Consider the following 15,702-nt stretch of genomic DNA (forward strand, 5'->3'; position numbering starts at 1 on the left):
AAAACGCCGGCGCTCCCGGAGGAGCGCCGGCATTGCCGTCACGCAGGGTGCAGGGACCCCGCCGCAGGCGGGGGGAGGGGCGCAGCCCCTCCGCGCGGGGACCTCGCGCGCCGTCGCGAAGCGAAGCGCGCGAGGTCACGGGACCCGCGCAGCCGGGGCGGGGCCCCGACGAGCTTCGCTCGGCGGGGCGGGGCGGCACGCCCCGTTAGATCAGATCAACCCGTGAGCCACCATCGCCTTCGCGACCTTGATGAAGCCGGCGATGTTCGCGCCCACCACGTAGTTGCCCTTGGCGCCGAACTCCTCCGCCGTCTCCCAGCAGTTCTCGTGGATGTTCTTCATGATGTTCGCGAGCCGCTTCTCGGTGTACTCGAACGTCCAGCTGTCGCGGCAGGCGTTCTGCTGCATCTCGAGGGCGCTCGTCGCGACGCCGCCGGCGTTGCAGGCCTTGCCGGGGCCGTAGGCGATCTTCGCGTCGAGGAACACCTTGATGCCCTCCGGCGTGGTCGGCATGTTCGCGCCCTCGCCCACGGCGATGCAGCCGTTCTTCACGAGGAGGGCGGCGTCCTTGCCGTTGATCTCGTTCTGCGTGGCGGACGGCATCGCCACCTGGCACGGGATCTCCCAGATGTTCCCGCCCTCCACGTAGCGCGCGTGCTTGCGGTACTGCACGTAGTCCTTGATGCGGCGCCGCTCGACCTCCTTGAGCTGCTTCACGAGCTCGAGGTCGAGGCCGCGCTCGTCGTGCACGTAGCCGTTCGAGTCGGAGCAGGCGACGACCTTGCCGCCGAGCTGGGAGATCTTCTCGATCGTGTAGATTGCGACGTTGCCGGAGCCGGAGACGACGCAGGTCTTGCCGCCGAACGACTCGCTCCCGCGGGCCTTCAGCATCTCCTGCACGAAGAAGGTGGCGCCGTAGCCGGTCGCCTCGGTGCGGACCAGCGAGCCGCCGTAGTCGAGCCCCTTCCCGGTGAGCACGCCCGCCTCGTACCGCGAGGTGAGCCGCTTGTACTGGCCGAACATGTAGCCGATCTCGCGGCCGCCGACGCCGATGTCACCGGCCGGCACGTCCGTGTGCTCGCCGACGTAGCGGAAGAGCTCGGTCATGAAGCTCTGGCAGAAGCGCATGATCTCGTTGTCCGACTTCCCCTTCGGGTCGAAGTCGGAGCCGCCCTTGCCGCCGCCGATGGGCAGGCCGGTGAGGGCGTTCTTGAAGATCTGCTCGAACCCCAGGAACTTGATGATCCCGAGGTAGACGGACGGGTGGAACCGGAGCCCGCCCTTGTACGGCCCGAGCGCGCTGTTGTACTGCACGCGGAAGCCGCGGTTGATCTGCACCTCGCCGTGGTCGTCCTGCCACGGCACCCGGAAGATGATCTGCCGCTCCGGCTCGCAGATCCGCTCGATGATCTTCCGCTCCCGGAACTCGGGGTACTTCGCGAGGACCGGCCCGAGCGTCTCGAGCACCTCGCGCACGGCCTGGTGGAACTCCACCTCGCCGGGGTTCCGCTTCAGCACGTCCTGGTAGATCGTCTCCAGCCGCTCATCCATCTTCTTGTTCACAGCGTCTCTCCGTTCTTCGGTTGTGGGCGCGATCCCTGCCCGAAAGGTCGGCAGTGTGCCCGATCTGCGGGCATCACTTCAACCGGCCCCCCTCCAGCCTGGGGTGCGCTCAGGGACCGCAGGGGCCCGTCGACACGAAGGAATGGGCCTGACAGGATGCCGGCCGCGCCATGACCATCCCTGCCTCGCAACCGAGCACCGGCCTCGACTCGCTCGACGACGTGGTCGGCGGCCTCCGCCCCGGGGACAACGTCGTCTGGCAGGTCGAGTCGGTGGAGGACTACCTCCCGCTCGCCCGCCCGTTCGTCGAGCGGGCCGTCGCGCAGGGCCGGCGCGTCGTCTACTTCCGCTTCGCGCGCCACGCGCCGGTGGTGGACCAGCGGGAGGGCGTCGAGCTCCACCCGCTCTCGCCGGGCGTCGGCTTCGAGAGCTTCACCGCCGCGATCCACGACGTCATCGAGGCCTGCGGGCGGGGGACGTTCTACGTCTTCGACTGCCTCTCGGACCTCGCCGCCGACTGGTACAGCGACCTGATGCTGGGCAACTTCTTCATGGTCACCTGCCCGTACCTGTACGCGCTCGAGACCGTGACCTACTTCGCGCTGCAGCGCGACGGCCACTCGCACGAGGCGGCGGACGCGATCCGCGGCACGACCCAGCTCCTCGTGGACGTCTTCCGCCACCGGCGCGCCCTGCACGTCCACCCGATCAAGGTGCAGGGGCGCCACTCCCCGACGATGTACCTCCCGCACGTGCGCGGCGAGGACGGCGTGTTCCGCCCCCTCACGGAGAGCGCCGCGGTGGCGGAGGCCCTCGCCGACGTCTCCGAGCGCCGCCTCGACGCGGAGGCGCGCCTGGACGTGTGGGACCGCCGGTTCCTGCGGGCGCGCGAGGTCCAGGCCGGCGTCCTCGCGGGCGCGCGGCCCTGGGAGGACGAGCAGGAGGTGTTCCAGTCGATCCTCCGGATGATGCTCACGCGCGACGAGCGGTTCGCGGAGCTCGCCGCGCGCTACCTCGACCTCGACGACCTGCTCGCGATCCGGCGGCGGATGATCGGGACGGGGCTCGTCGGCGGCAAGGCGGCGGGCATGCTGGTCGCCCGGGCGATCCTCGCCAAGACCAACCCGGCGTGGACGCGCCGCCTCGAGCCGCACGACTCCTGGTTCATCGGCTCGGACGTCTTCTACACGTTCCTCGTCCAGAACGGCTGCTGGGCCGCGCGGCGGGAGCAGCGCGGCCGCGAGGGGTTCCTCGAGGGCGCCGCGGCGGCGCGCGCGCGGATCGCCGCCGGGACCTTCCCCGCCTTCGTCGTGCGCCAGCTCGTCTCGATGCTCGACTTCTACGGGCAGTCGCCGATCATCGTCCGCTCCTCCAGCCTCCTCGAGGACGGCTTCGGCAACGCCTTCACGGGCAAGTACGAGAGCGTCTTCTGCCCGAACCAGGGCTCCCCCGAGGAGCGGCTCGAGGAGCTCCTCGCCGCGGTGAAGACGGTCTACGCGAGCGCGATGAGCGAGGACGCCCTCCGCTACCGCGAGCGGCGGGGGCTCCTCGACCGGGACGAGCAGATGGCGATCCTGGTGCAGCGCGTGTCCGGCGCGGTGCACGGCCGCCTCTTCTACCCGCAGCTCGCGGGCGTCGCGCTCTCCTACAACCCGTACGTCTGGAACCACGCCATCGACCCGCAGGCGGGCGTGGTGCGGCTGGTGTTCGGCCTCGGCACGCGCGCGGTGGAGCGGGCGGACGACGACTACACCCGCATCATCGCCCTGAACGCGCCGGCCCTGCGCCCGGAGGCCAGCCTCGACCAGACCGGCGAGTACGCGCAGCGGCGCGTGGACGTCATCGACCTCGAGGCGCACCGGTTCGGGTCGCTCGGGATCGACGAGGTGATCGCCGAGAGCCCGCGGCTGCCCGTCGAGCGGTTCGCCGCGCGGAACCCGGCGGGCGGCTTCGTGCTCACGTTCCACGAGCTGCTCTGGGCGACGCCGCTCGTGCAGGAGCTCCGCTCGCTCCTCGCCGTGCTCCGCGACGCGTACCGGTACCCGGTGGACGTCGAGTTCACCGGGAACTTCGTCGGCGACGGCGAGCTGCGCCTGAACCTCGTGCAGTGCCGGCCGCTCCAGGTCCGCGAGGGCGGCGCGATCGTCTCGCCGCCCACCCACCTCCCGGCGGACGCGGTGCTCCTCTCGAGCCGCGGCCCCGTGGTCGGCCCGAGCGCGCAGACCCCCATCGACCGGATCGTCTACGTCGACCCCGACGCGTACGTCCGGCTCGGGACGCAGGACCGGTTCGAGGTCGCGCGGGTGGTCGGTCGGATCACCCGGCTCGACCCCGCGGGCGCGCGGAAGATCTTCCTCCTCGGCCCGGGCCGCTGGGGCACCACCACGCCCTCGCTCGGCGTCCCCGTCTCGTTCCCCGAGATCCAGCGGGTTTCGGCGCTCTGCGAGATCATGAAGCTCGGCGACGTGATCCCCGACGTCTCGCTCGGCTCGCACTTCTTCAACGACCTGGTCGAGGAGAGCATGCTGTACGTCGCGCTCTACCCCGGGTACCCGGGGCACGCGCTCGACGAGGCCCGCCTGCGCGCCGCCCCGAACCGGCTCGCGGAGCTCTCGCCGGACGACGCCCGGATGTCGGAGGCGATCCGGGTGATCGACTTCCCGCTCCCCGGCGACGGCCGGACCCTCTGGCTCAACGCGAGCTGCGTCGGGCAGGAGGTGCTCTGCTACCTCGAGCCCCCCGCCGGCGCCCGCTGACGCCTTGGCCTGCCCCGCTGCGCCCGCGCACGCGGGCGGACGAGCCGTGGCGCCCCGGCGGGGAGTCCCGTGCGGGTCGAGCGCGGCGCGCCCGCGCGGCGCGCAGCAATTTCAAGGGAGAGCCCAACGGAGGTCCCCGTGACGAAGACCCGTCTCGCGCCACTCCTCGCGGCGCTCGCGCTCGTGTCGCCGGGCGCGGCGCACGCGCAGCAGAAGATCAAGCTCGGCTTCATCAACTCGGTCACCGGCCCCGAGGCGCCCATCGGCGAGGCCCTCACGAACGGGGTGAACCTCGCCCTCGACGACCTGAAGAAGAAGGGGATCGAGGTCACGCTCCTCCGGCAGGACGACGGCGGCAAGCCGCAGGTCGCCATGAGCGCGTTCGAGCAGCTCGCGGCGGGCGACGAGATCCCGGCGGTGGTCGGGCCGTACTCCTCCGCCCCCGCGAACGCCATCGCGAAGCTCGCGCAGCAGTACAAGGTCCCGCTCCTCGTCCCGGTGGCGTCGAAGGAGGAGATCACGAGGCAGGGGTACGACTGGGTCTTCCGGCTCTGCGCGCCGGCGCACGAGTACGCGGAGAAGCTCATCGACGCGGCGCTCTCGTTCGGGAAGCCGAAGACGATCGCGTTCGTCTACGAGTCCACCGACTTCGGGACCTCGGTGAGCACCCTCGGGAAGGACATCGCCCGCAAGCGAGGGCTCACCGTCGTCGCGGACGAGGCGTACCAGAAGGGCGCGCCCGACTACCGCTCGACGCTCACGAAGATCAAGTCCTTGAACCCGGACCTCGTCTTCATGGTGTCCTACGTCGCCGACGCCATCCTGCTCATGCGCCAGTCGCGCGAGGTGGGGCTCTCGCCGAAGGCGTTCCTCGGCGGCGGGGCCGGGTTCGACACCGAGCAGTTCCAGGGGGAGCAGCAGATCTCGAACGACGTGCTCTCGGTGACGCAGTGGACGCCGGACATGGCGCCGAGCGCCCCCGACTTCGCGCGGCGCTACCAGGCGCGGTTCGGGAAGCGCCCGACCTACCACGCGGCGACCGGCTACGAGGCGATGATGATCATGGCCCAGGTCGTCGCGAAGGTCGGCCCCGACCGGAAGAAGATCAAGGACGCGCTCCAGAGCGGGAGCTGGACCGGCATCATGGGCCCGGTGAAGTTCGCGACGTTCGAGGGCTTCACCAACCAGAACCGGCACCAGATGCCGGTCTTCCAGTACCAGCGCGGGAAGATCGTGACGGTCTTCCCGCCGCAGATCGCGAAGGGGAAGCCGGTGTACCCGTTCCCCGGCTGGAGGTAGCGCGCGCGCCGGCGCCCGGCCTACCGCCGCCGCTTCGGGCCCCAGGAGCCGACGTGCCTCGGCTTCCCGCCCGGCGCCGGCCGGTGCGCGGCCGCGGCGACGGTCGGCTTCGGCGGCGCCCCCGAGCCATTGCCCGGACGCGCGCCTCCGAGCGCGGGCGCGTCGGCGCCGGACCGCCGCGCGGCGTGGGCCGCGGCGCGGCGGCGGTTGCGGTTGAAGCCGGCGGGGCGCGCGCCGGGGCCCGGGTTCGCCTGGGCCTCGGCGAGCCGGCTCAGCTCCGCCTGGAAGGCAGGCGACGCGCGCGGGAGCTCGACCTCCGGGATCGGGGCGCGGGTGAGCTTCTCGATGTCCTTCAGGAGCGGCTGCTCCTCCGGCGAGACGAAGCTCGAGGCGCGGCCGCTCGCGGCCATCCGCGCGGTGCGGCCGACGCGGTGCACGTAGTCCTCCGGCACGTTCGGCAGGTCGAAGTTCACGACGTGACCGATCTCCGCCACGTCGATGCCGCGCGCGGCGATGTCGGTCGCCACCAGCACGCGGTAGGTGCCCTCCCGGAAGCCCTCGAGCGCCATCCGGCGCTGCGCCTGCGAGCGGTCGGCGTGGATGCGCGCCACGTCGTGGCCGGCGCGCTGGAGCACCTTCGCCACCTTGTCCGCGCGGCGCTTGGTGCGGGTGAAGACGAGCGTCGAGAGGGCGTCCTCCTGGAGCAGGGCGAGCAGCAGCGGGAGCTTCTCCTGCTGCGCGGCGCGGAAGACCCGCTGCTCCGCCCGCGCGGCGGTGGTGCCGCTGCGGGTCACCTCGACCCTCGCCGGGTCCTTCAGGTGCGCCCGGGCGAAGTCGGCCACCTCGCCGGCCATCGTCGCGGAGAAGAGCAGGGTCTGGCGGACCTTCGGGAGGCGCGCGAGGATCCGCGTGAGCTGGGGCTTGAAGCCCATGTCGAGCATCCGGTCCGCCTCGTCGAGGACGAGGATCTCGACGCCGTCGAGCCGCGCGGTGCCCTGCTGCAGGTGATCGACGAGCCGCCCCGGCGTCGCCACGATCACCTCGTGGTCCTGGAGGGCGCGCGCCTGGTTCCCCAGGCCGACGCCGCCGATGACGAGCGCGCCGCGGACGCGGTGGCCGTGGCCGAACCGCTCGAGCTGCTCGGCGGTCTGGATCGCGAGCTCGCGGGTGGGCGAGAGCACCAGCGCGCGCGGCCCGGGGCGGCCGGCGCGCGCCGAGAGCCGCTCGACGATGGGGAGGAGGAACGCGGCGGTCTTGCCGGTGCCGGTCGCCGCGGTGCCGATGACGTCGCGGCCGGCGAGCGCCGGGGGGATCGCCTGCGCCTGGATGGGGGTGGGGTTCTCGAAGCCGGCGCGCTCGACGGCGTGGAGCAGCTTCTCGGAGAGCTTCAGGTCTCTGAACGTGGTCAAGCGGCGCACTATAGCGGTGCGACGCGGCGGACGCGACCCCGCCAGGCCGCCCGCCGTGCGTCAGCCCGGCTCCTCCTCGGTCCCGTGGAAGCCGGCCCCCTTCACGCGCCGCGCCCGGACCGCCTCGGCGAGCGCGTCCATCGCGCGGACGGTGTCCTCCCAGCCGAGGCAGCCGTCGGTGATGCTCTGGCCGTAGGTGAGGGGCTTCCCCGCGACGAGGTCCTGGCGCCCGGCGACGAGGTGGCTCTCGATCATGACGCCGACGATCCGCCCGTCGCCCCCGGCCACCTGGGCGGCCACGTTCTCGCAGACCGGCGCCTGGTTCTCCGGCTTCTTGCTCGAGTTCGCGTGGCTCGCGTCGATCATGAGCCGCTGCGCGAGCCCCGCCTTGCCGACCGCCTGGCAGGCGCCCTCGACGCTCGCGGCGTCGTAGTTGGGGACCTTCCCGCCGCGCAGGATGATGTGGCAGTCCTCGTTCCCGTTCGTGGACACGATGGCGGAGTGCCCGCCCTTCGTCACCGACAGGAAGTGGTGCGGCTGCTGCGCGGCCTTGATGGCGTCGATGGCGATCCGGACGCTGCCGTCGGTGCCGTTCTTGAAGCCGACCGGGCAGGAGAGGCCCGAGGCGAGCTCGCGGTGGACCTGGCTCTCGGTGGTCCGGGCGCCGATGGCGCCCCAGGCGACGAGGTCCGCGATGTACTGCGGCGTGATCATGTCGAGGAACTCGCAGCCGGCGGGGACCCCGAGCTCGTTGATGTCGAGGAGGAGCTGGCGCGCGGTGCGGAGGCCCTGGTTGATCCGGTAGGTGCCGTCCAGGTCGGGGTCGTTGATGAGCCCCTTCCAGCCCACGGTGGTCCGCGGCTTCTCGAAGTACACCCGCATCACGACCTCGAGATCCGCGGCGTGGCGGCGGCGCTCCTCGAGGATGCGCGCCGCGTACTCCTTCGCGGCCTTCACGTCGTGGATCGAGCACGGCCCGACCACGACCACGAGCCGGTCGTCCATGCCGTGCAGCACGCGGTGGATCGCCTGCCGGGCGCCGTGCACGACGGCGGAGGCCTCCTCGGTGCACGGGAACTCGCGGATGAGGTGGGACGGGGGCGCGAGCTCCTGGATTTCCCGGATGCGGAGGTCGTCGGTGCTGAAGGGCATGCGTTCTCTCCCGGGGGGCGTGAGGCGGGGGCGGAATCCTAGCGCAGGTCGCCTCCGGACGCGCGGCCGGGCGAGCGCCCGCCGCGCGATCGTGCGGGCGCCCCGCCGGGCGGGAGCGGCCGTCCAGGGCACGGCGCGCCAGGCGGCGGGTGCACCGCGGAGGACGCGGGCGATCCGGCCCACCCGTGACGCGCGGGCCGGCTGCGGGCGTGCCGGCCGCTTCGTAGACCAGCGTGCGTGGCGCGACGCGCGCGCTCCGGAGGCCCGATGCCCGCTCGATCCCTTCACCGGTGGTCCACGGTCACGGTCCTGTTCCTCGCGGCGCTCGGCGCCGCCGTGGCGTGCCGATCGCGGGAGCAGGCGGAGCGCAAGGAGATCCGGATCGGGGCGACGCTGCCCCTCACCGGCGCCGAGTCGCGCATCGGCGGGTTCTACAAGGAGGGCTACGACCTCGCCTTCGAGGAGGCGAACCGGCAGGGCGGCCTCCAGGTGGGCGGCAAGCGGCTCCCGGTCCGGCTCGTCCTCCTCGACGACACCTCCTCGCAGGCGACGGCGGTCAGCCTCGCCGACCGGCTCGTCAACGGCGACAAGGTGGACCTCCTCCTCGGCACGTACGCGAGCCACCTCGTCGAGGCGCAGAGCACGGTCGCCGAGCAGAACAAGGTGCCCTACGTGAACGGCGGCGGCGGCGCGACGGACATCTACCGGCGCGGCTACCGGTACCTCTTCGGCCTCCTCGCGCCGGTCGAGCTCCTCGGCACCACGTTGATGGGCTTCGTGGACGCGCAGCAGCAGGCGGGCAAGCTGCCGCGGCCCGCGCGCGTCGCGCTCGTCTGGGAGAACACCGCGCACGGGAAGGACTTCCGCCGCGGCGTGCGGGAGTTCGTGGCCGGGTCGAAGGGCGGCTACGAGATCGTGGTGGACGAGTCCTTCGAGCTGAGCGGGAAGGACTTCGGCGCGCTGCTCGAGAAGGTGAAGGCGGCGCGCGCGGACCTCTTCCTCGCCGACGCGCACCTGCCGGACTTCATCACGATGCACCGCCAGTACGTGAGCGCGGGGCTCTGCCACCCGGTCGTGAGCTACGGCGCGCGCGGGGCGGAGAAGGCCGCGGCGGACGCGCTCGGGCGGGAGAACGTGACGGGGATCCTCTCCGCCGTGTGGTGGAACGCGCAGCTCGCGCGGAAGGGCGGTCCGACCCGGGCGTTCGTGGACGCCTACGAGGCGCGGAGCGGCGGGCGGGAGCCGGAGTGGTACCAGGCGCTCGGCTACGAGACGGCGCGGGCGCTGTTCGCGGCGATCCAGCAGGCGGGGAAGGTGGACCGCGAGGCGGTCCGGAGCGCGCTCGCCGCGCTGAAGCTGGACTCGATCCTGCCGGGGGGCCAGCTCTCGTTCCCGGCGGGGCAGGGGCAGCAGGCCCACTATCCGTTCGTCGTGCAGCAGAACCTGGCCGACGGGACCTCGCCCATCGTCTACCCCGAGGACTCCGCCACCGGAAGGGCGGTCGTCCCGAACCCGCGCTGCGCGAGGTAGCCACGCGGGACGATGGCCCGGCTGCTCGATCTCGCGATCTCCGCCGTCCTCCTCGCGGGGCTCTACGCCACGATGGCGTACGGGCTCGGGCTCGTCTACGGCGTGCTGCGCGTCGTGAACCTCGCCCACGGCGGCGTGATCATGGCGGGCGCCTACCTGGGGTGGGTGCTGCACGGGCGGCTGCGGCTCGACCCGTACCTCTCGATCCCGCTCGTCCTCGTCGCGACCTACGCCTTCGGCGCGCTCCTCTACCGCGGCCTGGTCCGGCACCTGCCCCGGGGCGCCGCGGGCGGCCCGGCCTCGCTGCTGCTCCTGTTCGGCGTCTGGCTCGTGCTCCGGAACGCGGCCTACCTCCTCTTCACCGGCGACGACCAGGCGATCCGGACCTCCTACTCGACGCACGCGGTGCCGTTCCTCGGGACGTGGGTGTCGGTGAACCGGCTGGCGGTGCTCGGGATCGCCCTGGTCATCCCGGTGGCGCTCCACCTCCTGCTGCACCGGACCTACCTCGGGAAGGCGATCCGCGCGGCCGCCCAGAACGCCGAGAGCTGCACGCTGGTCGGCGTGGACGTCGAGCGCGTCTACACCGTGACCTTCGGCCTCGGGACCGCGCTCGCCGGGCTCGCCGGCGTGCTCTCCGCGACCCTCTTCGCGTTCAACCCCGCGTCGGGCGCGGGCGAGCTGCTCAAGTCCTTCGTGGTGGTGGTGCTCGGCGGGCTCGGCAGCGTCGTCGGGACGGCGGTCGCGGCGCTGATCCTGGCCACGGTGGAGGTGTTCGCGATCCTGGTGCTCCCGTCCTACCTCACCGCCGCGGTCGGGTTCGTCATGCTGGTGATCGTCCTGGTGGTCCGCCCGGGCGGCCTCTTCGGGCAGCGGGTGCTCGGGTGAGCCGGGCGCGCCGATCGCTCGCCGGGATCCCGCTCCGGGCCGCGCTGCCGTTCGCGGCCGCGGTCGGCGCCCTCGCGCTCCTCCCCCTCGTCCTCGACCCCTACGCGCTGAACCTCGTCACCCTCGCCCTGGTGATGATCGCCGGCGCCCTCGCCTGGAACTGGATGGGGGGCTTCGCCGGCCAGGTGAGCTTCGGCCACGCCGCGATGTTCGGGATCGGCGGCTTCGTCGCGGCGCGCCTCCTCCTCGCGACGCCGCTCCCCGCGCCGCTCGCCTGGCTCGCCGGCGGCCTCGCCGCGGGGATCTTCGCCCTCGGGGCGCACCCGACCCTGCGCCTCCGCGGGCCGTACTTCTCCATCGCGACGATCGGCCTCGGCGAGGCTGCGCGCCTCGTCTTCACCTACTGGGAGCGCTTCACCGGCGGCGCCTCGGGGCTGTCGCTCCCCATCGTCGCCGGCGGGAAGGAGGCGCTCTACTCCTGGGCCCTCGCCCTCGCCGCCGCCGCCGTGGCGGCGTCCTGGGGGATCCGGCGCTCCCGGTTCGGCCTCCAGCTCCTCGCCATCAAGGCGGACGTGGAGGCCGCGGCCGACGTGGGCGTCTCGGCGACGCTCCACCAGGACCTGGTGTTCGCGCTGTCCGGCGCGGTGGTGGGGATCGCCGGCGGCCTCTACGCCTCGTACTTCAGCTTCATCGAGCCGAACGACCTGTTCGGCTTCGATCGCTCCATCTCCTTCGTCCTCATGTGCGTCATCGGCGGGGTCGGCACCGTCCTCGGCCCGGTGCTCGGCGCGATCGTGTTCGTCATCCTCCACCAGCTCCTGCTCGCGTCGTATCCGCAGCTCTACCTCGGGCTCTACGGCCTGCTCCTCGTCCTGATCATCCTCTTCGAGCCGCTCGGGATCTCCGGGCTCGCGCTCCGCGTCGCACGGCGGCTCGGGCGCGGCGGGCCCCCTCCCGCGCCCCTGGTCACGTCCGCGGCCGGCCCCGCGTCGCCGCCCGGCGCGGGCGGCGGGGGGCGGGGGCTCGCGCCGTGACGCCGCTCCTCGCCACGCGCGCGATCTCCCGGCGGTTCGGCGGCCTCTGGGCCGTTGACGGCGTGGACCTGGCGCTGGGAGACGGGGAGATCCTCGGCGTGATCGGGCCGAACGGGGCGGGGAAGACCACGCTCTTCGCGCTCATCTCGGGCTCGCTCGCGCCCACCTCGGGCGAGGTGCTGCTCGAGGGACGCCGCCTGAGCGGGCTCCCCGCCCACCGGGTGGTCCGCGCCGGCGTCGTGCGGACGCACCAGCTCGTGCGGCCGTTCCCGAACCTCACCGTGGCGGAGAACGTGGCGGTCGGCGCGATCCACGGCGCGCGCCGCGCCGGCGGCGGCGTCGCCGAGCGGACCGCGGACGCGCTCGCCTTCGCGGGGCTCGCCGACCGCGCCGGGCAGCCCCCGGCGACGCTGACGCTCGCGGGGCGCAAGCGGCTCGAGCTCGCCCGCGCCCTCGCCACCGCGCCGCGCGTCCTGCTCCTCGACGAGGTCATCGCCGGGGTGAGCCCGGCCGAGGCCCAGGCCCTCGCGGCGCTCGTCCGCCGGCTCCGCGACGAGCGCGGGATCTCGGTCGTGATGATCGAGCACGTGATGCCCGCGGTGATGACGCTCTCGGACCGGGTGGTGGTCCTGGACCACGGGCACAAGATCGCCGAGGGCGGACCGCTGGACGTGGTGCGCGAGCCCCGGGTGATCGAGGCCTACCTCGGCAAGGGCGCGGCGGAGGCGCGGACGTGAGCGCGCCCCTCCTCGAGCTGGACGGGATCGACGTCTTCTACGGCGACGTCCAGGTGCTGCACGGGCTCTCCTTCACCGTCCGGGAGGGCGAGATCGTGACGCTCCTCGGCTCGAACGGCGCCGGGAAGACCACCACGCTCCGCGCCATCTCGGGGCTGCGGCCGCCGCGCCGGGGCGACATCCGGCTCCGCGGCGAGTCCCTCCTCCACCTCCCCGCCGCGGCCCGGAGCGACCGCGGCATCGCCGTGGTCCCGGAGGGGCGCGAGCTCTGGGGGCAGCTCACGGTGCGCGAGAACCTCGAGCTCGGCGCCTACGGGCGGCGGTCGCGCGGCGCCGCGCGGCGCAACCTCGCCCGCGTGCTCGAGCTGTTCCCGCGCCTCGCCGAGCGGAGCCGGCAGCTCGCCGGCAGCCTCTCCGGCGGCGAGCAGCAGATGTGCGCCATCGGCCGGGCGCTCATGAGCGAGCCCCGGCTGCTCATGCTCGACGAGCCCAGCCTCGGCCTCGCGCCGGTGGTGGTCGATCAGGTGATGGAGGTCGTCGCGGGCCTGCACCGAGGCGGCGTGACCATCCTCCTCGTCGAGCAGAACCTCCGCAAGGCGCTGGAGATCGCGGACCGCGGGCTCGTCGTCGAGACGGGGAGGGTGCGGCTCGAGGGGACCGCGGCGGAGCTCGCCGCCGATCCCCGGATCCGCGCCGCGTACCTCGGGCTGTAGCCCGAGGAGACCGAGGCTCTCGAGGCCTCGTCGAGAGGCGACGCCCCCGTCGAGGCGTGTCCGGCCGGGGCCGCGCGGCTATCGAGCGGGCCGTGCCGACCTGCGTCCATCACATCTCCTGGATCGTGCCGGTCGAAGGCGGGCTCCACCAGTGCATCCAGTGTCAGCAGATCGTCTCGCGCAAGGACGTCTACCCGAAGCTCGAGGACCTGGGCGAGGAGCTGCGGCGCTGCTGGGACGAGCACGAGGCCCGCGGCGCCGCCGCGTCGGGCGCGCCGACGCAGGCGAAGTCCGGCGGGTGAGGAGGCCGTCGCGCCGGCGGCCTCCCCGGAGAGAGCTCGAGCCGAGGTGGGCGCCGGAGGGCATGCGCCGGCGCCGGGATGGCGATCGCGAACGACCTCCGCGGGTGGCCGCCTCAGGAGGGGTGCCGAGGCGGCGCACGGTCCGTCGAGGCCGGGCGATCGTGGCATCATGGCGCGCGGAGGTGCCATGGACGCGGAGCGCGTGGCGGAGTGCGGCCGCGATGTCGGCCGGATGGCCGAGCGGATCCTGGGCGAGACGCACCGGGGAGAGGACGCGCTCCGCGAGCTGATGGCGGCGATCGAGCGGCGGCTCGCGATCGAGCTGCGGGCGCGGCCGCCCGGGGAGCCGCCGCCGGCGTGCGGCCCGGGGTGCAAGACCTGCTGCACGGTCAACGTCGGGACGATCGGGATCGAGGGCGCGGCCATCGCGGCGTTCCTGCGGCGCCGCCTCGGGGCGGACGAGGCGCGGCACCGCGCGACGGCGCTCCTCGCCTTCCACGACCGCGTCCGCTGGCTCGAGGACTCGGAGCGCATCCGGGCCCGGCTCGCGTGCCCGTTCCTGGACGAGCGCGGCGAGTGCGGGATCCACCCGGTCCGCCCGCTCGCGTGTCGCGGCGTCACCTCCCTCGATCCCGCCGAGTGCCAAAGGGCGCTCGCCGAGCGCGCCAGCGGCGAGGGGCCCGGCCTGGTGCGGATGGGGCTGCTGCAGCGCACGCTCCACGAGGAGGCGCTGGCGGCGCTGGCCGAGGCGCTCGCCGCCCGCGGCCTCGACGCCCGCACCCGCGACGTGTCGGGGATGGTCGGGGTGTTCCTCGCCGACCCGGGGCGGGCCGCGTCGTTCGCGGCCGGGCAGCGGCTGCCGCTCGAGTGACGCCATCGCCGCTCGTCCTCGAGCGACTCGACGGGAGCAGGGGGCGCAGGACTCGCGGGCGGCACCGCCACGCCCTATGGCGGTAGGGATCTCGCGGGGCCACCTTGACCGCCTGGCGCCACCGGATCTACGGTCCCCGCGGTGCCTCGGCGCGCGCCATGCGCGCCGTTCTCGTCGCTCGCCCTGAGCGATCAGGAGTGCCGCAATGCAGTCCGCGCTGTTCCCCGGTGTCGTCCTCGCGGTGGTCGTCTACGTCGTCGGCTCGAAGGCTCTCGCCCGGCGCCGCCTCGCGAAGCTGCACGTCTCCGGGGGTCGGATGGCTCTCGTGCTGAACCTGATGGACCGAAGGACCCGCTGATCCCCTCTCCATCCCGGTGACGTCCTCGACCTCCGGCGCGTGTCGCCGAGGGTGAAGGCGGTGCCGTGCCGTCGCGCGGGAGCTCCCGCGCCGCGGCGCCGAGAGGGTGTGGCGCGGCCGGTCAGCGCGTCGCGCGCCGGAAGTACGAGGCGAGCCCCGCGGCCACCAGCGCGAGCAGCGAGTACAGGATCACCTTCGGCCACGCGTCGGCGCGCATCGCGAGCCATCCGCAGAGGAAGACCACGAAGGCGCTCACGACGACGCCGATCTGTGTGGCGATTCGTCGCATATGACCCTGCGAGGGATCGGTCTGGTTGGAGAAAGTCACCCTCCGACCATAGCCGAACGTGAACTCCATCCCCATGATGAGCGCGCACGGCCGGGGGGTGGTCCCCCGCTCGGGCAGCCCACGGGCGAAAGGAGCGTCACAATGGCGATGCAAGACATCGGTCACGAGGCGAACGTCCCCACCCGGATGAGCGAAGGGTCCGAGGCGATGCGTGCGGAGCTGTGCCGCATCGTGGACGAGATGATGGACGCACGGGCCGACCGCGCGAAGACGCTACGGGCGCGGTTCGACCAGCTCTGGGCCGATCTCGGCTCGCATCGCGACCCGACCGTTCGCTGACGGCGTCGTGGTGTAACGCGGCGGCCGGTGCGCGACGCCGGGCCTCGGCCCTCGTCGCGCTACCGGGCGACCGCGGCCGGGCAGCGCCACGGCGTCGCCTCGCCGTGCTCGTCCACGCGGACGCGGACGTGCCCCTCGCCGCGCCAGACGCTCCCGGCGATCACGCGCCCGGGGAGCCAGGGGAACCGGGCGCGGCTCGCGTCCGACACGAAGACGACCGGCGAGGCCACCGGAGCGTCGGCGATGGCCGCCGGGACGCCGTCCTCGGTGAGCGGGGTGGGGGGCGGCGATGACGGACGGTGCGGGTAGGGGCCGCGCCGATCCCGGCGACGCCCGCGGTGCCCGCGGTTCTGATCTCGATGTGGTCTGTCCAACGTGGGTGACTCCTCGCTTCGAGGCTGCCGTCGAGGCCGCTGCGGCGGTCGTCCACCGTTCGCCCGACCTGGACGCCGGCCGGGAGCC

At 73.3% G+C, this 15,702-nt stretch carries 16 protein-coding genes; 11 read left to right on the top strand and 5 right to left on the bottom strand.

The genetic code is table 11. The annotated features are described in order from the left end of the window. Positions 1–210: 210 nt before the first annotated feature. On the bottom strand, positions 211–1,563 hold the full coding sequence (gene gdhA / locus MNZ27_RS06355; RefSeq protein ID WP_332842780.1) for an NADP-specific glutamate dehydrogenase: 1,353 nt from the start codon (positions 1,561–1,563) through the stop codon (positions 211–213). A gap of 170 nt (positions 1,564–1,733) precedes the next feature. On the opposite strand from gdhA, the gene MNZ27_RS06360 reads away from it, so the two are divergent. Both MNZ27_RS06360 and MNZ27_RS06365 read left to right on the top strand, forming a co-directional pair. Further along, positions 1,734–4,319, top strand: coding sequence for a PEP/pyruvate-binding domain-containing protein (locus MNZ27_RS06360; protein ID WP_242393201.1), 2,586 nt, complete (start codon positions 1,734–1,736; stop codon positions 4,317–4,319). A gap of 138 nt (positions 4,320–4,457) precedes the next feature. After that, positions 4,458–5,618 carry an ABC transporter substrate-binding protein gene (locus MNZ27_RS06365; RefSeq protein ID WP_242393202.1) on the top strand — a complete coding sequence of 387 codons (1,161 nt, stop codon included), beginning with the start codon at positions 4,458–4,460 and terminating at the stop codon, positions 5,616–5,618. A 20-nt stretch (positions 5,619–5,638) separates the two neighbouring features. On the opposite strand, the gene MNZ27_RS06370 is transcribed toward MNZ27_RS06365, so the two are convergent. Both MNZ27_RS06370 and aroG read right to left on the bottom strand, forming a co-directional pair. Continuing rightward, complete coding sequence (locus MNZ27_RS06370; RefSeq protein WP_277957654.1) at positions 5,639–7,027, bottom strand: DEAD/DEAH box helicase; 1,389 nt, start codon at positions 7,025–7,027, stop codon at positions 5,639–5,641. 60 nt (positions 7,028–7,087) lie between these two features. Continuing rightward, positions 7,088–8,179 carry a 3-deoxy-7-phosphoheptulonate synthase AroG gene (aroG, locus tag MNZ27_RS06375; RefSeq protein WP_242393204.1) on the bottom strand — a complete coding sequence of 364 codons (1,092 nt, stop codon included), beginning with the start codon at positions 8,177–8,179 and terminating at the stop codon, positions 7,088–7,090. Positions 8,180–8,446: 267 nt separating this feature from the next. Between aroG and MNZ27_RS06380 the strand changes: the two genes are divergently transcribed. The 8 genes from MNZ27_RS06380 to MNZ27_RS06415 all read left to right on the top strand — a co-directional run bounded on the left by MNZ27_RS06380 (position 8,447) and on the right by MNZ27_RS06415 (position 14,612). Next, positions 8,447–9,709, top strand: a complete 1,263-nt coding sequence (locus MNZ27_RS06380; RefSeq protein WP_242393205.1) for an amino acid ABC transporter substrate-binding protein — start codon at positions 8,447–8,449, stop codon at positions 9,707–9,709. Positions 9,710–9,721: 12 nt separating this feature from the next. Next, positions 9,722–10,597, top strand: a complete 876-nt coding sequence (locus tag MNZ27_RS06385; protein WP_242393206.1) for a branched-chain amino acid ABC transporter permease — start codon at positions 9,722–9,724, stop codon at positions 10,595–10,597. After that, the gene (locus MNZ27_RS06390; RefSeq protein WP_242393207.1) at positions 10,594–11,631 is read left to right on the top strand and encodes a branched-chain amino acid ABC transporter permease; all 1,038 of its coding nucleotides are present in this window, start codon (positions 10,594–10,596) and stop codon (positions 11,629–11,631) included. Before MNZ27_RS06385 ends, MNZ27_RS06390 begins: the two co-directional genes overlap by 4 nt. After that, complete coding sequence (locus MNZ27_RS06395; protein WP_242393208.1) at positions 11,628–12,368, top strand: ABC transporter ATP-binding protein; 741 nt, start codon at positions 11,628–11,630, stop codon at positions 12,366–12,368. The genes MNZ27_RS06390 and MNZ27_RS06395 overlap by 4 nt, the downstream gene beginning before the upstream one ends. After that, entirely contained in the window at positions 12,365–13,081 is a 717-nt protein-coding gene (locus MNZ27_RS06400; protein WP_242393209.1) for an ABC transporter ATP-binding protein, read from the top strand. The genes MNZ27_RS06395 and MNZ27_RS06400 overlap by 4 nt, the downstream gene beginning before the upstream one ends. A gap of 92 nt (positions 13,082–13,173) precedes the next feature. Then, positions 13,174–13,383 carry a hypothetical protein gene (locus MNZ27_RS06405; protein WP_242393210.1) on the top strand — a complete coding sequence of 70 codons (210 nt, stop codon included), beginning with the start codon at positions 13,174–13,176 and terminating at the stop codon, positions 13,381–13,383. A 187-nt stretch (positions 13,384–13,570) separates the two neighbouring features. Next, positions 13,571–14,254, top strand: a complete 684-nt coding sequence (locus MNZ27_RS06410; RefSeq protein ID WP_242393211.1) for a YkgJ family cysteine cluster protein — start codon at positions 13,571–13,573, stop codon at positions 14,252–14,254. A 205-nt stretch (positions 14,255–14,459) separates the two neighbouring features. Then, complete coding sequence (locus MNZ27_RS06415; RefSeq protein ID WP_242393212.1) at positions 14,460–14,612, top strand: hypothetical protein; 153 nt, start codon at positions 14,460–14,462, stop codon at positions 14,610–14,612. 121 nt (positions 14,613–14,733) lie between these two features. Here the strand turns inward: MNZ27_RS06415 and MNZ27_RS06420 are convergent, their stop codons facing one another. Then, positions 14,734–14,901, bottom strand: a complete 168-nt coding sequence (locus MNZ27_RS06420; RefSeq protein WP_242393213.1) for a hypothetical protein — start codon at positions 14,899–14,901, stop codon at positions 14,734–14,736. 141 nt (positions 14,902–15,042) lie between these two features. Here MNZ27_RS06420 and MNZ27_RS06425 point away from each other — a divergent pair, with 141 nt between their 5' ends. Beyond that, entirely contained in the window at positions 15,043–15,240 is a 198-nt protein-coding gene (locus tag MNZ27_RS06425; RefSeq protein ID WP_242393214.1) for a hypothetical protein, read from the top strand. A gap of 59 nt (positions 15,241–15,299) precedes the next feature. Here the strand turns inward: MNZ27_RS06425 and MNZ27_RS06430 are convergent, their stop codons facing one another. Next, entirely contained in the window at positions 15,300–15,470 is a 171-nt protein-coding gene (locus MNZ27_RS06430; RefSeq protein ID WP_242393215.1) for a hypothetical protein, read from the bottom strand. Positions 15,471–15,702 lie beyond the last annotated feature (232 nt).

The organism is Anaeromyxobacter oryzisoli (genome assembly GCF_022690765.1).
Classification (GTDB): Bacteria; Myxococcota; Myxococcia; order Myxococcales; family Anaeromyxobacteraceae; genus Anaeromyxobacter; species Anaeromyxobacter oryzisoli.